Source organism: Ureibacillus acetophenoni (genome assembly GCF_900220965.1).
Taxonomy (GTDB): Bacteria; Bacillota; Bacilli; order Bacillales_A; family Planococcaceae; genus Ureibacillus; species Ureibacillus acetophenoni.
The window spans coordinates 57,299-77,860 of sequence record NZ_OBQC01000004.1; the positions used below are offsets into that span (position 1 = coordinate 57,299).

The 20,562-nt window shown below is 35.8% G+C and carries 19 protein-coding genes; 2 read left to right on the forward strand and 17 right to left on the reverse strand.

What is annotated here, in order from left to right:
- The first annotated feature begins 6 nt into the window (after window positions 1–6).
- Window positions 7–645, forward strand: a complete 639-nt coding sequence (locus CRO45_RS07575) for a response regulator transcription factor (RefSeq protein ID WP_097149065.1) — start codon at window positions 7–9, stop codon at window positions 643–645.
- 51 nt (window positions 646–696) lie between these two features.
- Here CRO45_RS07575 and CRO45_RS07580 read toward each other — a convergent pair whose 3' ends face one another.
- From CRO45_RS07580 to yneA, 7 genes are all read right to left on the reverse strand, one after another.
- Window positions 697–2,379 carry a methyl-accepting chemotaxis protein gene (locus CRO45_RS07580; protein ID WP_170949433.1) on the reverse strand — a complete coding sequence of 561 codons (1,683 nt, stop codon included), beginning with the start codon at window positions 2,377–2,379 and terminating at the stop codon, window positions 697–699.
- A 124-nt stretch (window positions 2,380–2,503) separates the two neighbouring features.
- Window positions 2,504–4,186 (reverse strand): methyl-accepting chemotaxis protein, encoded by a 1,683-nt coding sequence (locus tag CRO45_RS07585; protein ID WP_097149067.1) that lies wholly within the window; start codon window positions 4,184–4,186, stop codon window positions 2,504–2,506.
- Between the two features lie 215 nt (window positions 4,187–4,401).
- Entirely contained in the window at window positions 4,402–6,396 is a 1,995-nt protein-coding gene (gene tkt / locus CRO45_RS07590; RefSeq protein ID WP_097149068.1) for a transketolase, read from the reverse strand.
- 130 nt (window positions 6,397–6,526) lie between these two features.
- Window positions 6,527–6,760, reverse strand: coding sequence for a DUF896 domain-containing protein (locus CRO45_RS07595; RefSeq protein ID WP_097149069.1), 234 nt, complete (start codon window positions 6,758–6,760; stop codon window positions 6,527–6,529).
- Between the two features lie 186 nt (window positions 6,761–6,946).
- Window positions 6,947–7,267, reverse strand: a complete 321-nt coding sequence (locus tag CRO45_RS07600) for a GNAT family N-acetyltransferase (protein WP_141400320.1) — start codon at window positions 7,265–7,267, stop codon at window positions 6,947–6,949.
- A gap of 178 nt (window positions 7,268–7,445) precedes the next feature.
- Window positions 7,446–8,105 carry a YneB family resolvase-like protein gene (locus CRO45_RS07605; RefSeq protein WP_097149206.1) on the reverse strand — a complete coding sequence of 220 codons (660 nt, stop codon included), beginning with the start codon at window positions 8,103–8,105 and terminating at the stop codon, window positions 7,446–7,448.
- Window positions 8,105–8,440 (reverse strand): cell division suppressor protein YneA, encoded by a 336-nt coding sequence (yneA, locus tag CRO45_RS07610; RefSeq protein ID WP_170949434.1) that lies wholly within the window; start codon window positions 8,438–8,440, stop codon window positions 8,105–8,107. The genes CRO45_RS07605 and yneA overlap by 1 nt, the downstream gene beginning before the upstream one ends.
- A 168-nt stretch (window positions 8,441–8,608) precedes the next feature.
- Between yneA and lexA the strand changes: the two genes are divergently transcribed.
- Window positions 8,609–9,232, forward strand: a complete 624-nt coding sequence (gene lexA, locus CRO45_RS07615) for a transcriptional repressor LexA (RefSeq protein WP_097149071.1) — start codon at window positions 8,609–8,611, stop codon at window positions 9,230–9,232.
- A gap of 791 nt (window positions 9,233–10,023) precedes the next feature.
- On the opposite strand, the gene CRO45_RS07620 is transcribed toward lexA, so the two are convergent.
- From CRO45_RS07620 to CRO45_RS07665, 10 genes are all read right to left on the reverse strand, one after another.
- Window positions 10,024–10,740 (reverse strand): gamma-glutamyl-gamma-aminobutyrate hydrolase family protein, encoded by a 717-nt coding sequence (locus CRO45_RS07620; RefSeq protein WP_097149072.1) that lies wholly within the window; start codon window positions 10,738–10,740, stop codon window positions 10,024–10,026.
- Window positions 10,741–10,876: 136 nt separating this feature from the next.
- The gene (locus CRO45_RS07625) at window positions 10,877–11,629 is read right to left on the reverse strand and encodes a prepilin peptidase (protein WP_097149073.1); all 753 of its coding nucleotides are present in this window, start codon (window positions 11,627–11,629) and stop codon (window positions 10,877–10,879) included.
- A 34-nt stretch (window positions 11,630–11,663) separates the two neighbouring features.
- Window positions 11,664–12,353, reverse strand: coding sequence for a potassium transporter (locus CRO45_RS07630; RefSeq protein ID WP_097149074.1), 690 nt, complete (start codon window positions 12,351–12,353; stop codon window positions 11,664–11,666).
- On the reverse strand, window positions 12,353–12,946 hold the full coding sequence (locus tag CRO45_RS07635; protein ID WP_097149075.1) for a PilN domain-containing protein: 594 nt from the start codon (window positions 12,944–12,946) through the stop codon (window positions 12,353–12,355). Before CRO45_RS07635 ends, CRO45_RS07630 begins: the two co-directional genes overlap by 1 nt.
- A 3-nt stretch (window positions 12,947–12,949) precedes the next feature.
- Entirely contained in the window at window positions 12,950–13,924 is a 975-nt protein-coding gene (pilM, locus tag CRO45_RS07640) for a type IV pilus biogenesis protein PilM (protein ID WP_097149076.1), read from the reverse strand.
- A gap of 130 nt (window positions 13,925–14,054) precedes the next feature.
- A complete protein-coding gene (locus CRO45_RS07645) occupies window positions 14,055–14,567 on the reverse strand; it encodes a type II secretion system protein (RefSeq protein WP_328588607.1) in 513 nt (170 codons plus the stop codon).
- 38 nt (window positions 14,568–14,605) lie between these two features.
- Complete coding sequence (locus tag CRO45_RS07650) at window positions 14,606–15,814, reverse strand: type II secretion system F family protein (protein WP_097149077.1); 1,209 nt, start codon at window positions 15,812–15,814, stop codon at window positions 14,606–14,608.
- Entirely contained in the window at window positions 15,811–16,857 is a 1,047-nt protein-coding gene (locus tag CRO45_RS07655) for a type IV pilus twitching motility protein PilT (protein WP_097149078.1), read from the reverse strand. Before CRO45_RS07655 ends, CRO45_RS07650 begins: the two co-directional genes overlap by 4 nt.
- Window positions 16,858–16,868: 11 nt before the next feature.
- A complete protein-coding gene (locus CRO45_RS07660; protein WP_097149079.1) occupies window positions 16,869–18,533 on the reverse strand; it encodes a GspE/PulE family protein in 1,665 nt (554 codons plus the stop codon).
- Between the two features lie 226 nt (window positions 18,534–18,759).
- Window positions 18,760–20,088, reverse strand: coding sequence for a VanW family protein (locus CRO45_RS07665; RefSeq protein WP_170949435.1), 1,329 nt, complete (start codon window positions 20,086–20,088; stop codon window positions 18,760–18,762).
- Window positions 20,089–20,562: the final 474 nt, after the last annotated feature.

The following is a 20,562-nucleotide window of genomic DNA, read 5'->3' on the forward strand; positions in this document are numbered from 1 at the left end:
GACAAAATGATAAATGTATTAATAGCGGATGATCATGAAATGGTTCGCATTGGCGTTTCCGCTTACCTTTCCGCACAAGCTGATATGACTGTTGTCGGAGAAGCAGAAAATGGCAAAGAAGCGGTGGAACTTGCTTTAAAGCTTCGTCCAGATTTAATTTTAATGGATAACGTTATGCCAGTAATGACTGGAGCTGAAGCGACAGCTGAAATTTTAAAACAGTGGCCTGAAGCAAAAATTATGATGGTGACGAGTTTCTTAGATGATGATAAAGTATACCCTGCTTTAGAAGCAGGTGCTGTAAGTTATATATTGAAAACATCCAATGCGAAACAAATTGCCGATGCAATCCGAAAAACGATGAAAGGTGAATCTGTTTTAGAGCCTGAAGTAACGACGAAAATGATGCAAAAAATGCGTTCCAATACAACCGCTGCTTTACACGATCAATTAACTGATCGTGAAACGGAAGTTCTCCTTCTTGTAGCCCAAGGAAAAACCAATCAAGAAATAGCAGATGAATTATTTATTGCACTAAAGACAGTTAAAACACATGTTAGCAATATTTTAGCAAAGCTTGAAGTGCAAGACCGTACACAGGCAGTGGTTTATGCGTTTCATAATGGACTAGTGAAAAATAAATAGTTAAACGACAAAAACGGATGCACATATTTATGCATCCGTTTTTTGGTGGGGTTAAATTTTAAAGTGCCCTACTTCTGTTTGTAGCGTATCCGCTAATTTCGTTAAAGATTGAGAACTTGATGCGATTTCTTCATTTGCTGCTAAATGTTGATCCGTAGCAAAACTCGCCTCATTCGAAAGCGAAGCCACATCTTTTGCGTAGGTTTGTACCTGTACAATACTTCCACTTACGGAAGTTGTAAGTTCCTGGATTTCTTTAATTGCATTTGTCACCGTTTCAGCTTTTGTGATGACATCCTGGACACTATCTTTAATTTTAGTAAATACTTGTAATGATTCCTGTGTCTTAACGATTCCATCATTCACTTTAGAACCACCATTCGTAATTGAATTGGCTGCTTCTTTACTTGCTAATTGAATTTCCTTTACCATTTCATTAATTCGACTTGCAGAATTTTTCGACTGCTCCGCTAGTTTTTTCACTTCATTCGCCACTACGGCAAAGCCCTTTCCATATTCCCCAGCACGCGCCGCCTCAATTGCAGCATTTAATGCGAGTAAATTCGTTTGTTCTGAAATGTCCGTAATTAGTGACGTAATATTGTGGATGACATTTGTTTTACTTTCCATATTTTTTATCATTTCTGTCGTTTCATTAAACGTTTCATGGATTAAATCCATTTGAGTGACCACTTCAGAAACAACTTCCGAACCTTTTTCCACGTATTGATGAACTGATTGAGTTGAATGAATCATCTTTTCATTACTCGTTTCGATTTGATGGACACTTGAATCAAGCATTTTCAATTGTTCTACAGATGTTTCCATTAATTGTACTTGTTGTTCACTCGTTAGTAGCTGTTTTTCAGTTGATGTTGCGACCATTTGTGAGGAAGCAAGTGTTTCTTCTGAGGTAGCCGACAATTGTTCCGCACTTGATGCAAGTTGAACAGAAGAATCACGTACTTTTTGGACGATGTTCCGTAAATCAGTAAGCATTTTATTGTACGTTTGTGCCATTAAACCAATCTCATCGCTATTTTTAATATGAAGTGGTTCGATGGATAAGTTCCCATTGGCGATTTCATCAAGGCCTGATGTTACTTTTCTTATAGGGTTCGTTATGTAGAAGCCCATAACAGTTGCAATTGCTAGACCTAGTATGATGTTAGTAATTGTAATGATTTGTACAATGAAGAATGATCTTAATTGGTGTGATTCAATATCACTTTTAACTTGAGCGATATTTTGACTTTCTAGCTCAATTATTTGATTAATTTGCTCTGTTACAATGTTATTATTATCTTTCATCGTATTTAAAGCCTCGTCTAAATTACGACCACTAGAATGCAGTGAGATTATTTGATCTGCAGATTTATAAAATTTACTAGTAGAAGACTCGAGAGATATTATTAGATCATATATGTTTTTATCTTTCGTTAATGCTTTTAAAGTAGCAATTGCTACAAATCCATTATTCTGTGAATCTTTTATTTCTACAATAGACCTAGGGGTATTTAACACGATATATTCAAATACGGATACTTCTGCTTCATTTTGATAGACTTCAATTTCTTTTGCGAGATTGATCTTTTCCACTTCTATATCAAGTATATTTTGATATCGATTTGAAAGATCATTAATAGTAAACAACGAAACTACACTTATTGTTACTAGTAAAAAAAGTACAAATCCAAAACCGAACCATAGTTTTTTACGAATTGAAAACTTCAATTCCCCCACACCCCTCGCGTAACAGTTATTATAATTTTAGAAATTTTCAGTAAAAATAGCAAGTACATTTGTACTAGAATAATAAAAGACCTACAACAAAAGTTGTAGGCCTTAATTGATAGGGTTATAGTTGAAACTTACGAACTTCCTGTTGAAGTTTTTCAGCAAGGTCCGCTAACGCATTCGCACTTGATGAAATTTCTTGGTTTACTGCTAACTGCTCTTCTGTTGCTGCACTAGAATCGTTAGAATATGCAGCTGCATCTTTTGCTAGTGACTCTACTTGTATAACACTTTCTGTTACTGAGTCTGCAATGGCATGAATTTCCTCAATCGCAGATGAAACAGTTTCTACTTTACCAATTACATCTTCTACACTCGTTTCAATTTCTTTAAACACGTGCAATGATTCATTGGTTTTCGTAATTCCCTCATTCACTTTTGTTCCACCATCAGTAATTGCATGGACAGCAGCGCCACTTGCCTTTTGAATTTGGTTAACCATTTTTTGAATTTCGTCTGCAGAATTTTTCGATTGCTCCGCAAGTTTTCTTACTTCATCGGCTACTACTGCAAATCCCTTTCCAGCTTCACCAGCACGTGCTGCCTCAATTGCAGCGTTTAGAGCTAGTAAGTTTGTTTGTTCCGAAATTGCAGTAATGAGTGAAGTGATGTTTTGAATTTCGTTAGAATGCTTTTCCATTTCAGTCATAATCTCGTTTGTTTCATTAAACGTTTGATGGATCGTTTCCATTTGTTCGACAACCTCTGTAATTACCATTGAACCTTTGGAAACAAGTTTATGAACATTATCAGATGCATTTAGCATTTCTTCATTGCTCAGTGATATTTGGTTCATTCCGTTATTTAACTCACGCATCGAGTCAACCGAAGATGTCATTAACTTAACTTGTCGATCACTTGTTGAAAGTTGCTGTTCTGTGGAACTAGCAACCATTTGTGAAGATGCAAGGCTTTGCTCAGAGCTAGCAGATAATTGTTCTGCACTTGCTGCTAGTTGTGATGAAGAGTCTCTCACTTTATCTACAATGCTCTTTAAATCTGCCAACATCTTATTATAGGTTTCAGCCATAAGGCCCACTTCATCTTTATTTTTAATATGAATCGATTCGGCTAATAAATTCCCATTTGCGATTTGTTCTAATCCATTCGTTACTTTTTTAATAGGATTTGAAATATTTCTACTAATTAGTACCGTAATACCTAATCCTAAAACAATACTTGCAATGATGATGATCACGATAATTGTTAAGATGAAAGATTGATATGTATTAATTTCAGCTTTTGCAATTTCAACATTTTCATGTTGAATTTCAACTAATTGAGTTAAATACGAAACAATATGATCATTATGCGTCTTCAATTGGGCTAATGAACTTGTATACGGCTTCCCCTTTTCCTTCATTTCAATTACTTTATTGTTCGTTTCTAAATAAACTTTAAAATTCGTATTCACTTTTTCTATTAGTTCGTTTGTTTTTGCATCATTTTCAAAACTAGAAAGTTTTTCAAAAGCCGTTGTGGCACTTTGTAGAGATGCTCGAATTTCATTTACAACATCGGCATTACTGAAGGATATATATGCTAATAAATTAGCTTCTGCTTCAACTTGAGACTTTTCAATCTCTGTTGCTAAATTTATTTTTTCAATATTCACATCAACAATGGATTGATATTTTCCTGTTAGAGTATAGAAAGAAAAAACAGTGATTGCTCCAGCAATTAATAGTAATACATTTATTGTACTAAATCCTAACCATAACTTTTTTGCAATTGTTAATTTCATGTAGCGTCCCCGTCCCCGTTAGTAAACTATTCTGATATTTAATAATTAGATATTTTAGTATATTAGGAATATTTTAACACAAAATTTAATTCTTTTGAAAGTTTTTAATACTTTCACAAATAGATATTTATAACTACACTTTAGAACAATGAAAAAGTCGATTTGTCACAAATTTACTTGTGAACAAATCGACTTTAAGTATTAGTATATGAATTTTATAGGGCTTTCACTTTCGCTACTACATTTTCAACTGTGAAACCGTATTTTTCGATTACGATTTCCCCTGGAGCACTTGCACCGAATTGATCAATTGCAAGAACATCGCCTTCGAAACCAACATATTTATGCCAGCCGAAAGATGCACCCATTTCAATCGCTAAACGTTTTGTTACTGCTTTTGGTAATACAGATTCTTTGTATTCAGCAGATTGTTGTTCGAAACGATCCATTGAAGGCATTGAAACTACTGAAGCATCAATTCCATCAGAAAGTAAAGCTTTTTGTGCTTCAACAGCTAATGAAACTTCTGAACCTGTTGCGATTAAAATTGCATCAGGAGTTTCTTTTGTTGCAGGTGATACAACATATGCACCTTTTGCTACGCCATCTTTAGCAAGTTCTGCTGAGTTCGCTAACACTGGTAAGTTTTGACGAGAAAGAACGAGTAATGTTGGCGTTGATTTTGATGAAACTGCTAATTTCCAAGCTTCCGCACTTTCGTTTGCATCCGCAGGGCGAATAACCGATAAGTTTGGCATTGCACGGAATGCAGCTAAATGTTCAACTGGTTCATGTGTAGGGCCGTCTTCCCCTACCGCGATAGAATCATGAGTGAATACGTAAGTTACAGGTAATCCCATTAATGCAGATAAACGAACTGCAGGACGAACATAGTCAGAGAATACGAAGAATGTACCACCGAATACATTTAAACCACCATGTAACGCCATACCGTTAAGTGCTGCACCCATTGCGAATTCACGAACACCGAACCAAATGTTACGGCCTTCTGGAGTTTCAGCGAAGAAGTCGCCGCCACCTTTAATAGTAGTTTTGTTTGAACCAGCAAGATCCGCACTACCGCCAAAAAATGAAGGTACTTTTTTCGCTAACGCGTTAATTACGTCACCTGATGAAGAACGTGTCGCAACTGATTTTCCTGCTTCATAAACAGGAACTTCTGCATCGAAATCAGCAGGTAGTTCATTATCCATAGCTTTTACGAATTGCTCTGCTAACTCAGGGTATTCTGCTTTGTAGCTTTCGAACTTTGCATTCCACTCAGCTTCAGGTTTTGCACCTTGTTGTTCAGCTGCCGCATTAAAAGTATCATATACTTCTTGTGGAATTTGGAATGGCTCATGTCCCCATCCGTATGCAGTTTTAGTTAATGTAACTTCATCTGTACCAAGTGGAGCTCCGTGTGCATCAGCTTTACCTGATTTGTTTGGTGAACCAAAGCCAATGACTGTTTTAATTTCGATTAATGTAGGTTTGTCATTTGATTGTTTTGCTTTTTCAATAGCTGAGTTAATTTCGTTGATGTCAGTACCATCTGCCACATGTAGATAGTTCCAACCGTAAGATTCAAAACGTTTTTGAACATTTTCTGAGAATGATTTTGCTAAATCACCGTCTAATGAAATGTCATTTGAATCATAAAGAACGATTAGTTTTTCTAATTTTAAGTGACCCGCAAGAGAAATGGCTTCTGCTGCAACACCTTCCATTAAATCACCGTCACCACATAATGCATATGTGTAATGGTCTACAATTTCATGACCTGGTTTGTTGTAAGTTGCAGCTAAATGGCGTTCAGCCATTGCCATACCAACAGACATGGCAATCCCTTGTCCAAGTGGTCCAGTTGTTGCTTCTACACCAACTGTATGACCATACTCAGGATGACCTGGCGTTTTTGACCCCCACTGACGGAAGTTTTTAATTTCTTCCATATCAAGGCCATATCCACCTAAATGAAGAAGGCTATATAATAACATCGACCCGTGTCCAGCTGATAGTACAAAACGATCACGATTGTACCATTTTGGATTTTGAGGGTTATGTTTTAATTGTTTCGTCCATAAAGTGTATGCCATTGGTGCGGCACCCATAGGTAACCCAGGGTGTCCTGAATTTGCTTTTTCAATTGCATCAATTGATAAAGTTCGGATTGCATTAATTGCTTGTAGATCCGCATTTACTGTCATTGGTAGACTTCCTTTCTCGTGTCTTTTTCTTCTTATTCAGTTTAGACAAAATTGTCTAATAAAACAATCCTATCTAATGACAATTTCGGAAATATGACATACATTTTACAAATGTGTTATATCATTCTAGTTAATTTAACGGTTTATTACGCTTTAATTGTTTTACTTTTTCAGGGGTAACATCATTCCCGGCAGCATCCATGATTTTAACATTCGTAATCGTATCACGGAATGAATTACGGAATGAATCTAGATATTCTTTACGAAGAGCTGTTTGTTCTTTTGCCTCAGCTTCTGTTAGAGTGCCTTGTTTTTTCTTTTTTGATAATTCGTTAATACGTGCAATTTTTTCCTTTGATAACATGATTGTTCCAACCTTTCTAAATACCAATACTTAAAAGGTAAGGAAAAAAGAGTTGAGATGCAAGTAAAAGTGCTTAAAAAAGTAAAGGCAATTGCTTAGGAGGATAGCGATTAATAGCAATGATTCTCCTTCGTAAATAAAGTTTAAAAATAAAAAGCACCCTGTTGCAGGAGTGCTGATCTAAGGTTATCCAAATGATGCATTCACATAGTGCAACTGTTTCACTATAACGCCATCGGTAATGTTGTACCCATTTTTTTCATAAAAATCGTATAGTTCTTGTTGAGTTATTCCGTCCTGGGCAATAAAATCACCAGAGACTTTTTGTATATTCAAGGATTTCAAATCTTCTTCAATTAATTTTAATGCAGTTGATCCATAACCTAATTTTCTGTTTTCGCTATAGATATAGATGTAATCAAATGTAAAAGTATTACCTTCTATTTTCCCATCCGCGTATCCTATCTTTTTATCTCCATTAATAAAATCATAATTTATGTAATTCAATTCAGACACTTTATTTAATTTTAGAATAACAATCGCCCCCCATATTACTATAATATTGGAGATGATAATTTTGGCAATAGAAATAATTCATAAATAGATATTTTACTAGAGGGTTGCTATTATATTTTGATCCGTAAGTAAGTTTAAAAAAAATGAAAAAGACTTGAGATGTAAGTTTTTAGCCCTCAAGTCTTTCAGTATATTCTTGGTATCTTCGATGTACTGTGGCTTTACTAACTTGGAAGCCGAGACCTCGTAAAGTGGAGGCAATTTCATTAAACGTGAGACCTTTGTTTCGTAAGTTGACGATTTCTTCTATTGGAACGTCAATCCGTTCTCTTCCCTCATGATTTCCACGGTCTTTTAAGTTTAGTTGTGGCTTATAACCATTTTCAACCGCACGACGCATACCACGACGGATTTTTGCATTGTGAATTTTTCGTTGATACTCTTCTACGATTGCTAAGATTTCTAGCAACATTGTATCCATTTCGTTTAATGCAATGGGACCTTTATCACTTAATGAGTAGATGGTAGTTTCATATTTTTGAAGCAAATGGATCACCGCCATCCGAGCATGTCCACGGCCTAAACGTGTTTCATCTTGTATAAACAAAGCTTGTACATTGTTTTCTTTAATGAAGTCCATCATTTCAAGAAGACCTTCACGATCTACTTCATATCCACTATGTTGGTCTTGGAATGTAGCTATTACATGATAACCCATCTGTTGTGCATATTTTTGAAGTTCTTCCTGTTGACGAGCCAGGGATGTTTCTTGTGAGTTTTTTTCAGTACTTACTCTTGCGTATATTACTGCGTTTTGTGTTTTCTTCATCATTGATTATATGTCGCTACCTTTACTTCGGATTCCTCTATCTCTACATCTTGTGCAATTATAACAGCATCCGCTGATAAAGGAATTGTTAACGCTCGTCCAGCTACAATAACTTCCCCGTCTAAGTTGTTTTCAATTTGAACTGTTTTAATCCATTCATGTGTTGGCATGTTGCCTCGATATTTTTCCGCTAATGACCATAAGTTATCACCGTGTTGTACTTCAATTTGTTTATATGTTGTCTCACCATTATCTGTAATTAATACGTATCCTGCAATAAATAAAAATGCTGTTAATAGAACTTTCACATAACTATTTTTTTGTAACCAATTCATTTCAATTACCTCTTTCCGAATGTTTGTTCGTATGTATAATTTTACTATAAAATCGAACATACGTTTTGTCAATAGTTTTATTCGAACTTATGTTTGCATTTTCCAATTCCTGTTGCTATACTATATGTAACTAGTATTGATAGATATTCATTCCAGAGGTGAGATAGATTGAAAAAAGTTTCTAAGAGGCAGGAAGATATATTAGCCTTCATAAAAGAAGAAGTTCGTACAAAAGGATATCCGCCATCTGTTCGTGAAATTGGTGAAGCAGTTGGCCTTGCTTCAAGTTCTACTGTGCACGGACATTTAGCTCGATTAGAAAGTAAAGGGTTAATTCGCCGAGATCCTACGAAACCTCGTGCGATAGAGATTTTAGATATGGAAGAAGAGGTTCCTGTTCCAAAGCAAAATGTTGTAAATGTACCCTTAATCGGTAAGGTTACGGCAGGTCTTCCAATAACAGCGATTGAAAACGTTGAAGATTATTTCCCTCTACCAGATTCTTATGGCACTAGCGAGGACCAATTGTTTATGTTAGAAGTTATGGGAGAATCGATGATTGAAGCCGGCATTTTAGATGGAGATTATGTGATCGTAAAGAAAACGTCAACAGCTAATAACGGGGAAATTGTCGTAGCAATGACGGAAGAAGATGAAGCAACTGTAAAACGCTTCTATAAGGAAAAAACACATTTCCGTTTACAACCAGAAAACTCATCAATGGATCCTATCTATGTAAACCAAGTAACGATCTTAGGTAAAGTCGTTGGGTTGTACCGTCGTATTCATTAAAATTAACATAATAGAATTATATGGAAAGTCGGTTTGGGAACAGAGGTGTTTCTGAGTCGGCTTTTTTGGTTTGGGAAAGTGATTGGATGGACTGAAAAAGTTACATGATGTTGAGGATTTGGGGTTAGAGTTTTAGACACGATTGAGTGGTTCTAAGAAGAATGCTAGTTTCTAGACATGATTTTGCGATTCTATGAGATAATGTCTAATTAATGCAAGTTTCTGGACAAGATTTTGCGATTCTATGAAATAATGTCTAATTAATGCATGTTTCTGGACAAGATTTTGTGATTCTATGAAATAATGTCTAATTAATGCAAGTTTCTGGACAAGATTTTGTGATTCTATAAGATAGTGTCTAATTAATGTAAGTTTCTGGACAAGATTTTGCGATTCCCTGAAATAATGTCTAATTAATGCAAGTTTCTGGACAAGATTTTGCGATTCTATGAAATAATGTCTAATAAACGCAAGTTTCTAGACAAGATTTTACGGTTCTATGAAATAATTTCTAATTAATGCAAGTTTCTGGACAAGATTTTGCGATTCTATGAAATAATGTCTAATAAACGCAAGTTTCTAGACAAGATTTTACGGTTCTATGAAATATTGTCTAATTAATGCAAGTTTCTGGACAAGATTTTGCGATACTCCGATAAAGTATCTTGTAAATGCGGTTTTCTGGACAGAATTTTTCAGTTTTCCAAAAAAGTGTCTCGTTAAGAGTTCCCCTCTTCCACTTCCTCCTAACAAAAAAAGCCACCGAGTTTCCCCAGTGACTGTTCACACACTTATTTACTTCCCACTTCTACTTTCTTACTAGCTTCAATAAATGCCGCAAACAACTTTTTAGAATCTTCATCTCCACCCATTCCCATTTCCTCTGGATGCCACTGTACACTTAAGCAAAACGGATAGTCCTTAATCTCTACGGCTTCAATTATGCCATCATTCGCTTTCCCTGTTACCTTCACACCTGGAGCCACATCTTTGATGGCTTGATGATGGAATGAGTTCACGACGATTTTGTCTTTTCCTAATAATTTATAGAGTAAACTATTTTCACTCACAGAGATAAAGTGCGTTCCTTCATGTCTTGGAGCGGTTTGACTATGTAAGTAAATGTCTTTCCTTTGTGAATATATATCTTGGTAAATCGTCCCACCTAATGCCACATTCAGCACTTGATGTCCGCGACAAATTGCAAAGATTGGAATCCCCTGCTTAATAGCCGCCTTAGCTAAAGCCAACTCCATACGGTCGCGATCACTGTTAACAGGACCTAATTTCTGATGCGGCTCTTCCCCAAATATATGTGGATGTATATCCCCACCGCCTGATAGAACAAGACCATCAAACATTTGAACAAGCTGCTCTGCGTCTTCCTCCACCCATAGTGGAATCCCTACTGGTAAGCCCCCTGCTTCAATAATCGATTTCGTATATCGCCAATTAATAAAACTCGTATCATTTTCAACACTTAAAGTTAATCCAATAACCGGTTTCAAACGAACACCCCCAAAGTAAAAATCATAATATATCAAATTATATTTCATACTATTTTAAATTGCTAGAATTATTTTAATAATGACGAAACAGTACAAAATAAAAAGCCTAACGACAATTCGTTAAGCTCGATAACTCTTATAAAATATTTATGTACCAATCAATAATTCGATCCCCATAAAAGTAAACAATGATCGCAGCTAAAGCAATTGAAGGTCCGAATGGAATTGGCTGCTTTCGATCTTGTCCGCGAACCTTTAAAATAACAATTCCAACGATCATACCAATTACTGACGCAAAGAATAATGTCACCAATGTACCAATCGTTCCAAGGGCAAGACCGATAAGGAAGAATAACTTAATGTCTCCCCCACCCATTCCACCTTTAGATAATAACGCCACTAAAAATAGAACAGTGAACCCTACAACAGGCCCAAGCAAACTATCCCACCACGGATCTGATGGGGCAATTATTCGACCCAATGCAAGTAATGGTAAAAAGAACAATAATACTTTGTCTGGGATAATCATATAAGCAATATCTGAAACTACGATAATTGCAAGCAATGAAATAAATAACAACGCAACGATTAATTCTGGTGTAAAACCTAATTGCCAGTAAGCAAAGGCAAATAAAATCCCGGTCAAAATTTCTGTGACCATATAAATAGGAGAAACCTTTTGCCCACAATAGCGACATTTTCCTTTAAGGAAGATATACGAAAAAATCGGGATCAGGTCAAGAGCCGATAAGCGGTGCATACAATTCGTGCAATGCGATGACGGATATGAAATTGACATTTTCAGAGGAACTCGCAATCCAACTACGTTGAAGAACGATCCAAAAACCATCCCAAATAAAAACGCAAATATCGTATACACTACTTCCACAAAATCCAACTCCTAACCTAACTCTACAAAAAATTTATTTTTGTCCTTCATAATAGAAAGTCGTTACTTGAATCATTGCAGTAACATTATTTAAAGCTTCTTCATCAAATTCTGCTTCTTCACCAGGAAGTGAGTAGCTAATCGCATCTACATGCATAATACGTTCTAAACTTTCAAGTTCATCTATGAATTGTAACAGTTTATTGTAATCTGGTGATAACACTTCAAGATTAAAAGTGATTAACTTCAATTCGGGTGGTAAAGTACCGCCTAAACTAGCAAGAGGTGATTCATTAACAGTTTCCTTACTTACGTTCGGGTCTTCTGTAGTCGTTTCTCCATCTTCATTTGGAATATGGATTCCAATATTAGCATCCTCTGCAGAAGAATCATAGTCACTAAAATTCATAGACATCACGATAGAATCTGTTACATATTGGATTTCCTCAATATTTAACAACAACTTATCAATTTCTCGAGATTGAGGCACTTTTTTACCAAGAGCAAATAAGTTCTCAGATGCATTAGCTGTTATTGTACCTTTTTCTTTTATCGAAGTCTCTAAAGTTGAAACTTCATTTTCCAAACTTGAAACAGATCGATTTAAAGAATCTACTTCCGATTGTTTTGGCAACACTAAATAATAATATACAGCAAAGAGTAATGCTACCACTAGCAATACAAGCAAAATCACTTGAGTATTTTTACTACTAGAAAGCTTCATTATCGAACACCTCCCGTAGCTAAATAAACAGAATCAATAAACAAGGTCATATTCGCAGTATGTCTAGGAATGACATTAAAGGTTGTCAAATCCCCTTCTTCAGCAATAAGAGATTCTAAATCGTATTGTGAGATATCATTGACTAAAACATCGACGAAATAGTCACTATTGTTTAAGCGAGTCACATATTTAGAAACTTCGCTTAATGTTTCAAAGTCTACCGAAATATTAATTTCTTCAACACCAAAATAGTATTCTCTTAAATATGCATTATTTGGTTGCAAGCCTTCAATCTCATTAATTAACGGTAGTACAGGATAAGAAATTAAATCAATATAATCAACCAATTCCTCAATTGAGCCTTGGTTCGCGTTAGAATTCAATTCTTCTAACTTAGCGAACAACTGATCCCGTTCTTGTTGTAATGATGACTCTGCTGCTTTTAAAGAAGTAATAGAGTTCGTTGCACCAATATATTGCCATACAAAAAAAGCTAGTGCTAAAATGGCAACACCTCCAAGTATCCAATATAGCAAGGTGGGTGCAGTCTGTTCTTTTTCTAATTTCGGTATAAGGTTTATATCAGGAATCATTCGTTAAACCACCTTTAATGCAAGACCTAACAGGCTGGCATGTTTTGCTCTGAAACCAGGGAAATGGTGTTCGATTAACCCACTATTCACAATCCTAATAGGTAATGGTAAATTCTCTTGTAAAACGGTTTGAATTTGTGCTAAAAATGGATTATCTCCCATAACGACAATTTCGTCTACGGATTTTTCCCCTTTATGTAATGAAAACTTAAAGAAATTCATAATACGATCCAGTTCTAAAACCTGGTCTGCTAATAGCATTCGGTAATCTTCATTTTCACCCGTGTAAGAGAAATCAACTTCCGATTCTGAAATATTAGTAGCTTTCCATAAGGATAAATCCGTTTCTATTGGCTGATAGCGTAGAAAATCGACATGCCCATTGGAATAAATACAAATGGATAATTCATTAATTAACCAATTTGCAATTAAATAGGTCTTGTCGGATTGTAACAATTGCATATGATCAAGTAGTCGTAAATTACATAGGGCACGGATATCTGCAGCATCAGGTTTTAAATCGATATCTAAAAGTAGATTCTTAATTTTATGTACTTCCTCAGGAGCGGCTGCAAACATCATCGCCTGACCATCGCCTTCAATAGGATCATAGACATCGATTAACGGTTCTTGGAATGGCAAGTGAATTGATTGGCCAAGCTCCATTTCAACATATTCTTTTAATTTTGTAGACTCCACATCACTTGGATGTGGAAATGATTTTAAAAGAATCGTTGGATCAGGCACAAAGAATCGAGCACTTTGCTTTTTCCCACCAAGTTTAGGTAAGTTCAATTTTAATAAATTAAAAAGCTCCATCTCATCTTTAACAGTAGCTTCATCAACAATTCCCTTTGGAAGCTCCATTTCAAAAATAGTCGCTTGCTCCAATGACGAGCCCTTCATCACAAGCGCGCGAAGAACGTAATCATTGATTTCTATGGAGACGTGTGATTGTTTGTTTTTTGGTTTGAACATGTGGGTGGGCTCCTTAATGAAATTATATTAGAATTTGAATACATTTAATTGCCTAATGAGACAACTAACAATTTAAATTTGTTAGTTGTCTTTTAGAGAATTAAGGTATAAAAGTTAATTTATTGAAAATTTAGCTTTCGTCAGATGGCTTAGAAATAACCACTATCCCCTCTTCAGGGTCAGGACTTTCAACATTGATTTCTGCTACTGTTGCACTTGTAAATGTAAGTGTATATCCATCTTTTGCAAGAGAACCTGAAATTTCACCCGTTTTAGTAACCTCAATATCAGTTGGAGTGCTTGATAACTGTACATATTCTGTCCCAGTAGCTGAATCTCCACCTAATGTGAAAGCATCAGTTTTTCCATCGGTATAGTAAATTTGTGCCGCATTAATAATAGTTACTGCGTCTGATTTTAATGCTTTAATTCTAGAATTCTCTATTATGTTTCCAATAGCAGGCACAGCAATTGCTGCAACAATCGCTAATATAACTATAACAGCTAATAATTCAATCAAAGTTAAACCTTTTTCATTGTTAAGACGTTTGTTTAAAAGTTGTTTTAAAAACTTTTTCATTTGAAATCCTCCCAGATTAATATTTTTAAATTTGTTTTGTTTTTGCACGGACGTCTGTTGCACTTTCTCCACCTCCTTGCAAAACGTCCTTAAAGATTCTATTAGATTTGTTCATATAGACTAAACATAGGCATCATAATTGCTGCGACGATAAATCCAACAATCACAGCTAAAATAAGAATCATCAATGGTTCAATTAACGACTTTAATGTATCCACTGCTCGATCAACTTCAGCTTCATAGAAATCAGCAATTTTCTCTAGCATGTAATCGAGTGAACCTGTAGATTCCCCAATTGCCGTCATTGAAGTTACGAGTGGCGGAAATAACCAGCTTTGTTTTAATGGTTCTGTTAGTGAGCTCCCTTTTTCAAGGCTTGTCCGAGCCTCTAAAACTACTTTCCCCACAACTGGATTTCCTACTACTCTCTCAGATATTGTCAAAGCATTTAAAATAGGTACTGCGCTACTAAATAATGAAGATAGTGTTCTCATTAATCTAGCAATCACAGACTTTTGTAGTAGAGGACCAAAAACAGGCACTCTTAAAACAGCGTAGTGAACCCAATAATTAAATTCTTTGTTACCTTTATAAAGAATCCGGAAGACAACGATTGCAATTAGTGTAAATCCTATAACTAACCACCAAAACTGTTGCAACCATTCACTTACTCCCACAGTAAACACAGTAATCCAAGGCAACTCCGCATCCATCTCTTCAAACGTTGAAACGAAAGTCGGCACGATGAAAATCAATAAGAAAAATACAACGATAATCGTTATTACAAGCAACACCGCTGGATAAGTTAAGGTTGATTGTATTTTTTTCTTTAAGTTATATTGTTTCTCAAAGGTATTGGCTAATCTTTCCAAAGTATCATCAATGTTCCCTGTCGCTTCCCCCGAACGCATCATATTCGTAAATAAAGCAGGGAAAACCTTAGGATGCTTTACAGTTGCTTCAGAAAATGGAATCCCCGATCGGATATCCTCTTCTACTTGTTGTAACGCTTTTTTCAAAGGCTTACTTTTTGATTGTTGCGCTAAAATGTTTGTTGACTCAACAATGGAAACTCCGGCACGTATTAACGTAGCGAATTGGCGACAGTAAATAACGAAATCTTGGTTTTTTACTTTGTTTTCACCTAGATTGATTTCCATATGCAGCAAGCTTTTGGATTCATTTATTTCCCGAGGGTTAATTCCGCGCTCCCTTAACTTTGCAATAGCAGCATTTTTATTCGCAGCATCAATCGTTCCTTTGGAAGGGGCACCAGTTTTTGTTCGACCGACGTATTTATAAACCGTCAAATGTACTCACCTGCGTTCAAGTACGGTTTTGCATCTTCCAAAGCAACTTTCCCTCTAGAAACAAGTTCCTGTAAAGATGTTTGTAAAGTATGCATACCTAGGGCTCTACTCGTTTGCATGACACTTGGAATTTGATGAACTTTTTCATTTCGAATTAAATTCGTCACCGAAGGAACAGCAACCATTATTTCCGTTGCAGCAATTCGTGACTCTATATCTCTTCTAGCAAACAGTCGTTGAGAAATAATCCCCTGTATAACGTTCGCTAATTGAATACGAACTTGTCCTTGTTGATGCGGTGGGAACACGTCAATAATACGATCAATCGTCGTCGGTGCACTCGATGTATGAAGTGTCGCAAAAACTAAGTGCCCAGTTTCAGCTGCAGTTATTGCCGTCGAAATAGTCTCTAAGTCTCGCATCTCACCTACTAGAATTACATCCGGATCTTGTCGTAAAGATGCACGTAAGCCACTCGCGAAATCTTGTGTATCAATTCCGATTTCACGTTGGTTAATAACCGATTTTTTATGATGGTGCAAATACTCAATCGGGTCTTCTAACGTAATAATGTGTTTTGATTTTGTTTCATTTATATAATTCAGCATTGCTGCAAGCGTCGTTGATTTCCCTGAACCGGTTGGCCCTGTTACTAAAATGAGCCCTTGTGGTTTATCCGCCAAATCATATAAGACCTTTGGCATTCCTAAAGTTTCAATCGTTGGAATCTTTGATGGAATTAAACGAAACGCAATCGCTCCAGCATTCCTTTGGTGATAAGCGTTCACACGGAAACGACATAAATCTGCTAATGAATAATTAAAATCCGTTTCCCCTTTTACTTCATATTCCTCTGTCTTATGGTGCGGTAAAATCTCATTCACCATTTCACTCACATCATCTGGTTCCACGGTGGCTTGTCCATATTGTTGCAGACGACCATTAATACGATAAACGGGCGGAATTCCTACAGTAATATGAAGGTCAGAAGCATTTTCCTCATACGCTTTTTGAAGTAATGCTGATATTGAAAATTTACTCATGATTTCACTTCCTAATCAAAGGTTGCTACACGTAAAACTTCTTCTGTTGTCGTGACGCCGTCTAGTACTTTTTGAAGTCCATCTTGTAATAAAGAAGGATATCCTTGTTGTTTCATATAGTCGCGAATCTCAGATATACTTCCGCGTTGTAAAATCAGATCTTTTATTTCACGGTCAACAGGTAATATCTCATGAATTGCAAGTCGACCTCTATATCCTGTATGACTACAAGCTGGACAACCAAGGCCACGGTGAACCGTTTCAACCTTGAAACCAGCTTCTGCGAAGATTTCTTTCTCACGTTCTGTTGCCGGAGACGGTCTACCACAGTCTCGACAAACTCGTCTTACTAAACGTTGCGCCATTACACCATTTAAAGAAGAAGAAATTAAGAATGGCTCCACGCCCATATCTTTTAATCTTGAAATGGATTCAACAGCACTGTTCGTATGTAACGTACTTAATACTAAGTGTCCCGTTAATGAAGCACGTACTGCAATTTCTGCTGTTTCTAAATCTCGAATTTCCCCGATCATCACAATGTCTGGGTCTTGACGTAATATCGATCTCAAACCAGCAGCAAATGTGAGTCCAACTTCTTCTTTCACTTGAATTTGGTTAATGCCTTCAAGTTGATATTCCACCGGGTCTTCTACAGTGATAATATTAACGCCCTCTTCGTTTAAATTATTGAGAGCTGCGTACAGTGTTGAAGATTTACCAGAACCTGTTGGACCTGTAATTAATACAATTCCATTTGGTCTAGAAATCATCTTACGGAACAGTTCTTCATTTCTTTTTGTAAATCCAACTTTTGAAATATCGTTTAATGCATTACTTAAGTCAAGAATACGCATTACGATTTTCTCACCATAAACAGTTGGTAAAGTAGATAAACGAATATCAACTGGTTTGAAGTTAACAGTTGATTTAATACGGCCATCTTGAGGTATACGGTTTTCCGTAATGTTTAAATTCCCCATAATTTTTATACGGGCCGTAATCATACTTTGCATATGTTTTGGTAGAGAACGTTCAGTTTTTAAAATTCCGTCCACACGGTATCGAACACGAAAATCTGTTTCTTGTGGGTCAAAGTGAATATCACTCGCCCTTTGAGCTACACCATTTGCAATAATCTGATTCACCAAGCGTACGATAGGTGAGTCTTCGTCAGTAATTTCTGGTTGTGTTTCTGTTGGTGTTACACCTAAATCTGAAAGCGCAGCTTCCATTGATTCTTGCAAATCGTAATATTTTGTAATTGTTCGATATAAATCATCTTTTGCAGCAATACTTGTCTCAATTTGACAACCCGTTGCCATTCGAACTTCTTCAATAGCGAAATAGTCCATTGGGTCTGCCATAGCGATAAATAATTTATTTTTATCGCGTCTTATTGGCATGATTTTCGTACGTTTTGCCAATTCGGCTGGAACTAATTGCAGTAATTCCGGATCAATTGCGTATTGATTTAGATTTATATGAGGAATTCCCAATTGGAACTCAAGTACTTCAATCAGTTGTTGTTCAGTGATAAAGTTTTCTCGAATGAGGAAATCCCCTAGTTTTTCATCATAACTTTTATTTTTTAAAGCATAATCTAACTGTTCGTTTGAGATTACCCCTGCTTCTGTAAGCAAGTCCCCAAGTCGTTTACGTATTGTCCCACGCATCACTATCTCTCCTTTCTATGGAGTATAAATCAAATACGCCTTGGCGTATTTGCGCCCAGATTTTATCGAGCTTAGGCCAACAGGATGTTGGTCACTTAGACGTTGCCACAGGAAGTGGCGCTCTTAGTCTAAGTTCATTTATTAAACCTTTAAAAATTTGTGGCATCCGCCAGAGGCTATAACTTCATTCTATCGAATGTAAATAAGAATAATAATCTCGAAGCAATTATGACACAATGTATAAAAGTGGAATACCTTTGCTGAATGAAGTTATATTACCACCTTTGTCGTATTCAGGTGCTGACTCTACATCGTAATTATCGTTTGGCACTTCAATATCAGGTAAACCGTCCCCGTCCATATCAATTTCTAAGTTTGGATCAGTCGTATTTGTTGGATCTGAGTTAGTACCAGTTTGTTCTGGTGATTTAGAAGATTTTAAAACAATCTGATTCACCGGTGGATAGTAATCACGACTAACCAGTTGTTCTTCTGTTCGACCATTACCAGAAATCGTTCGGGACACAAGCACTCGATACCCCTCACTACCCTCTTGAATTACCTGTTCATATCCAATTGGTAGATCTTTTGAATAACGATAAACGATTCGAGGTGAAAGAATCTCTTTATCTACCGAAACATAAACTTCCGTCTCTTTTTTACTAGAGGTAATTTCTACTTTCAGTGAATTGTTTTCAACAGTTGCATGGATTTTTCCAACTGTATCTGTATTGTTTCGGAACTTTAAGTCTTCATTTAAGTGGATATTAATTGCAACTTCTTTCCCTAGTTCAAGGTTCGTTGGAATCACATTCCCCTGATGGCGTTCAGTAATTTCAAATTCAGTTTGTAAAATTGCGTCATATAATAAGGAAGAGACAAAGTTAATCGCATCACTATTAGCTTTTGTTGCGCTTTCGTTAACTGTGTTGATGAATGAAAACTCCTCACCTGGATTCACCATTGTTCCATCTAAGAGAGTTACTAGGTTATCTAGTCCAAAGGCATTAGTAGGAATTTCTCTAATTGATAACGCAATACGTTCATTGTTATAAATGTCTAAATTACTAACCGTTGCCTCAATTTCGTGACCCATTAAAAAGGAAGCTTGTGACATTACTTGATTGTAGGTTTCATCTGTCTCCCAAGTTGCAACTGCTGAGATTTCGCTTTGAATATCCCCACGATCCGCAACCTTTAATGGTATATGTACCACTCGCTCTGATTCCCAAAAAGCATACCAAGATTTATCTGTTAGAGTTCGATATTCAGCAATTGTGGCAGGAATGTCAAATTCAAGTTTTGAAGGGTCTACCAGGAGTTCCACTCCCCCGCCACTTACTATTAAATCTTCAGAAATCCACTCATTAACAGCTTCATTTAATACTTTTTCAATTTCTTTTGAATCTAATCCATTCACATTAACACCTGCGATGGAAGACCCATTACTTTTGTCATCTGCAAAAACGGTTGTTAAATTACTCACTGAGAACACTAAGTAAATTAGTAGAATACATAAAATTGCAAGAGTGAACCTATTATACTGAATTTTCAAAAACATCACTCCAATTTCTATATATAAAGCTCTATATCTATTATATAATTTATTAAAAATAATAGTGTTTAAACGACTTATATAATACTAATGTATCATTAAGCATAGAATACACAAAAAAGAAAACAAAGTATATGATTTTATTACTAAGTTGGATGAAAATTTTTAAGGTTATTTTTATATGAAAAGTGACCTTTTTATCAATATAAATAATTAGATTATCAGAGTATTCTTAAGTAATTGTATTAAAACTATGTATTTCACGTAAAAATGGAATTATATTAGTTATTACTAATTACTCAAACCTTTTACTTCTATAATTTGTAATTTAATCCTCAATATAAAAATATTAAATTTCAAATAAAATGTATAGCCTATTTTTACTAATTTCATAAACTATACAAATTTAATATAATATTAACTGTGACTTTTATAGCATGCTTAGTTTGAATGATTTATAATTACATATAATTC

Coding starts and splice junctions, on each gene's coding strand:
- CRO45_RS07655 (WP_097149078.1), bottom strand. CDS start 16,857: ATGAGTAAATTTTCAATATCAGCATTACTTCAAAAAGCGTATGAGGAA.
- CRO45_RS07605 (WP_097149206.1), bottom strand. CDS start 8,105: ATGAAGAAAACACAAAACGCAGTAATATACGCAAGAGTAAGTACTGAA.
- tkt (WP_097149068.1), bottom strand. CDS start 6,396: ATGACAGTAAATGCGGATCTACAAGCAATTAATGCAATCCGAACTTTA.
- pilM (WP_097149076.1), bottom strand. CDS start 13,924: ATGTTCAAACCAAAAAACAAACAATCACACGTCTCCATAGAAATCAAT.
- CRO45_RS07585 (WP_097149067.1), bottom strand. CDS start 4,186: ATGAAATTAACAATTGCAAAAAAGTTATGGTTAGGATTTAGTACAATA.
- yneA (WP_170949434.1), bottom strand. CDS start 8,440: ATGAATTGGTTACAAAAAAATAGTTATGTGAAAGTTCTATTAACAGCA.
- CRO45_RS07630 (WP_097149074.1), bottom strand. CDS start 12,353: ATGAAGCTTTCTAGTAGTAAAAATACTCAAGTGATTTTGCTTGTATTG.
- CRO45_RS07635 (WP_097149075.1), bottom strand. CDS start 12,946: ATGATTCCTGATATAAACCTTATACCGAAATTAGAAAAAGAACAGACT.
- CRO45_RS07575 (WP_097149065.1), top strand. CDS start 7: ATGATAAATGTATTAATAGCGGATGATCATGAAATGGTTCGCATTGGC.
- CRO45_RS07660 (WP_097149079.1), bottom strand. CDS start 18,533: ATGCGTGGGACAATACGTAAACGACTTGGGGACTTGCTTACAGAAGCA.
- CRO45_RS07595 (WP_097149069.1), bottom strand. CDS start 6,760: ATGTTATCAAAGGAAAAAATTGCACGTATTAACGAATTATCAAAAAAG.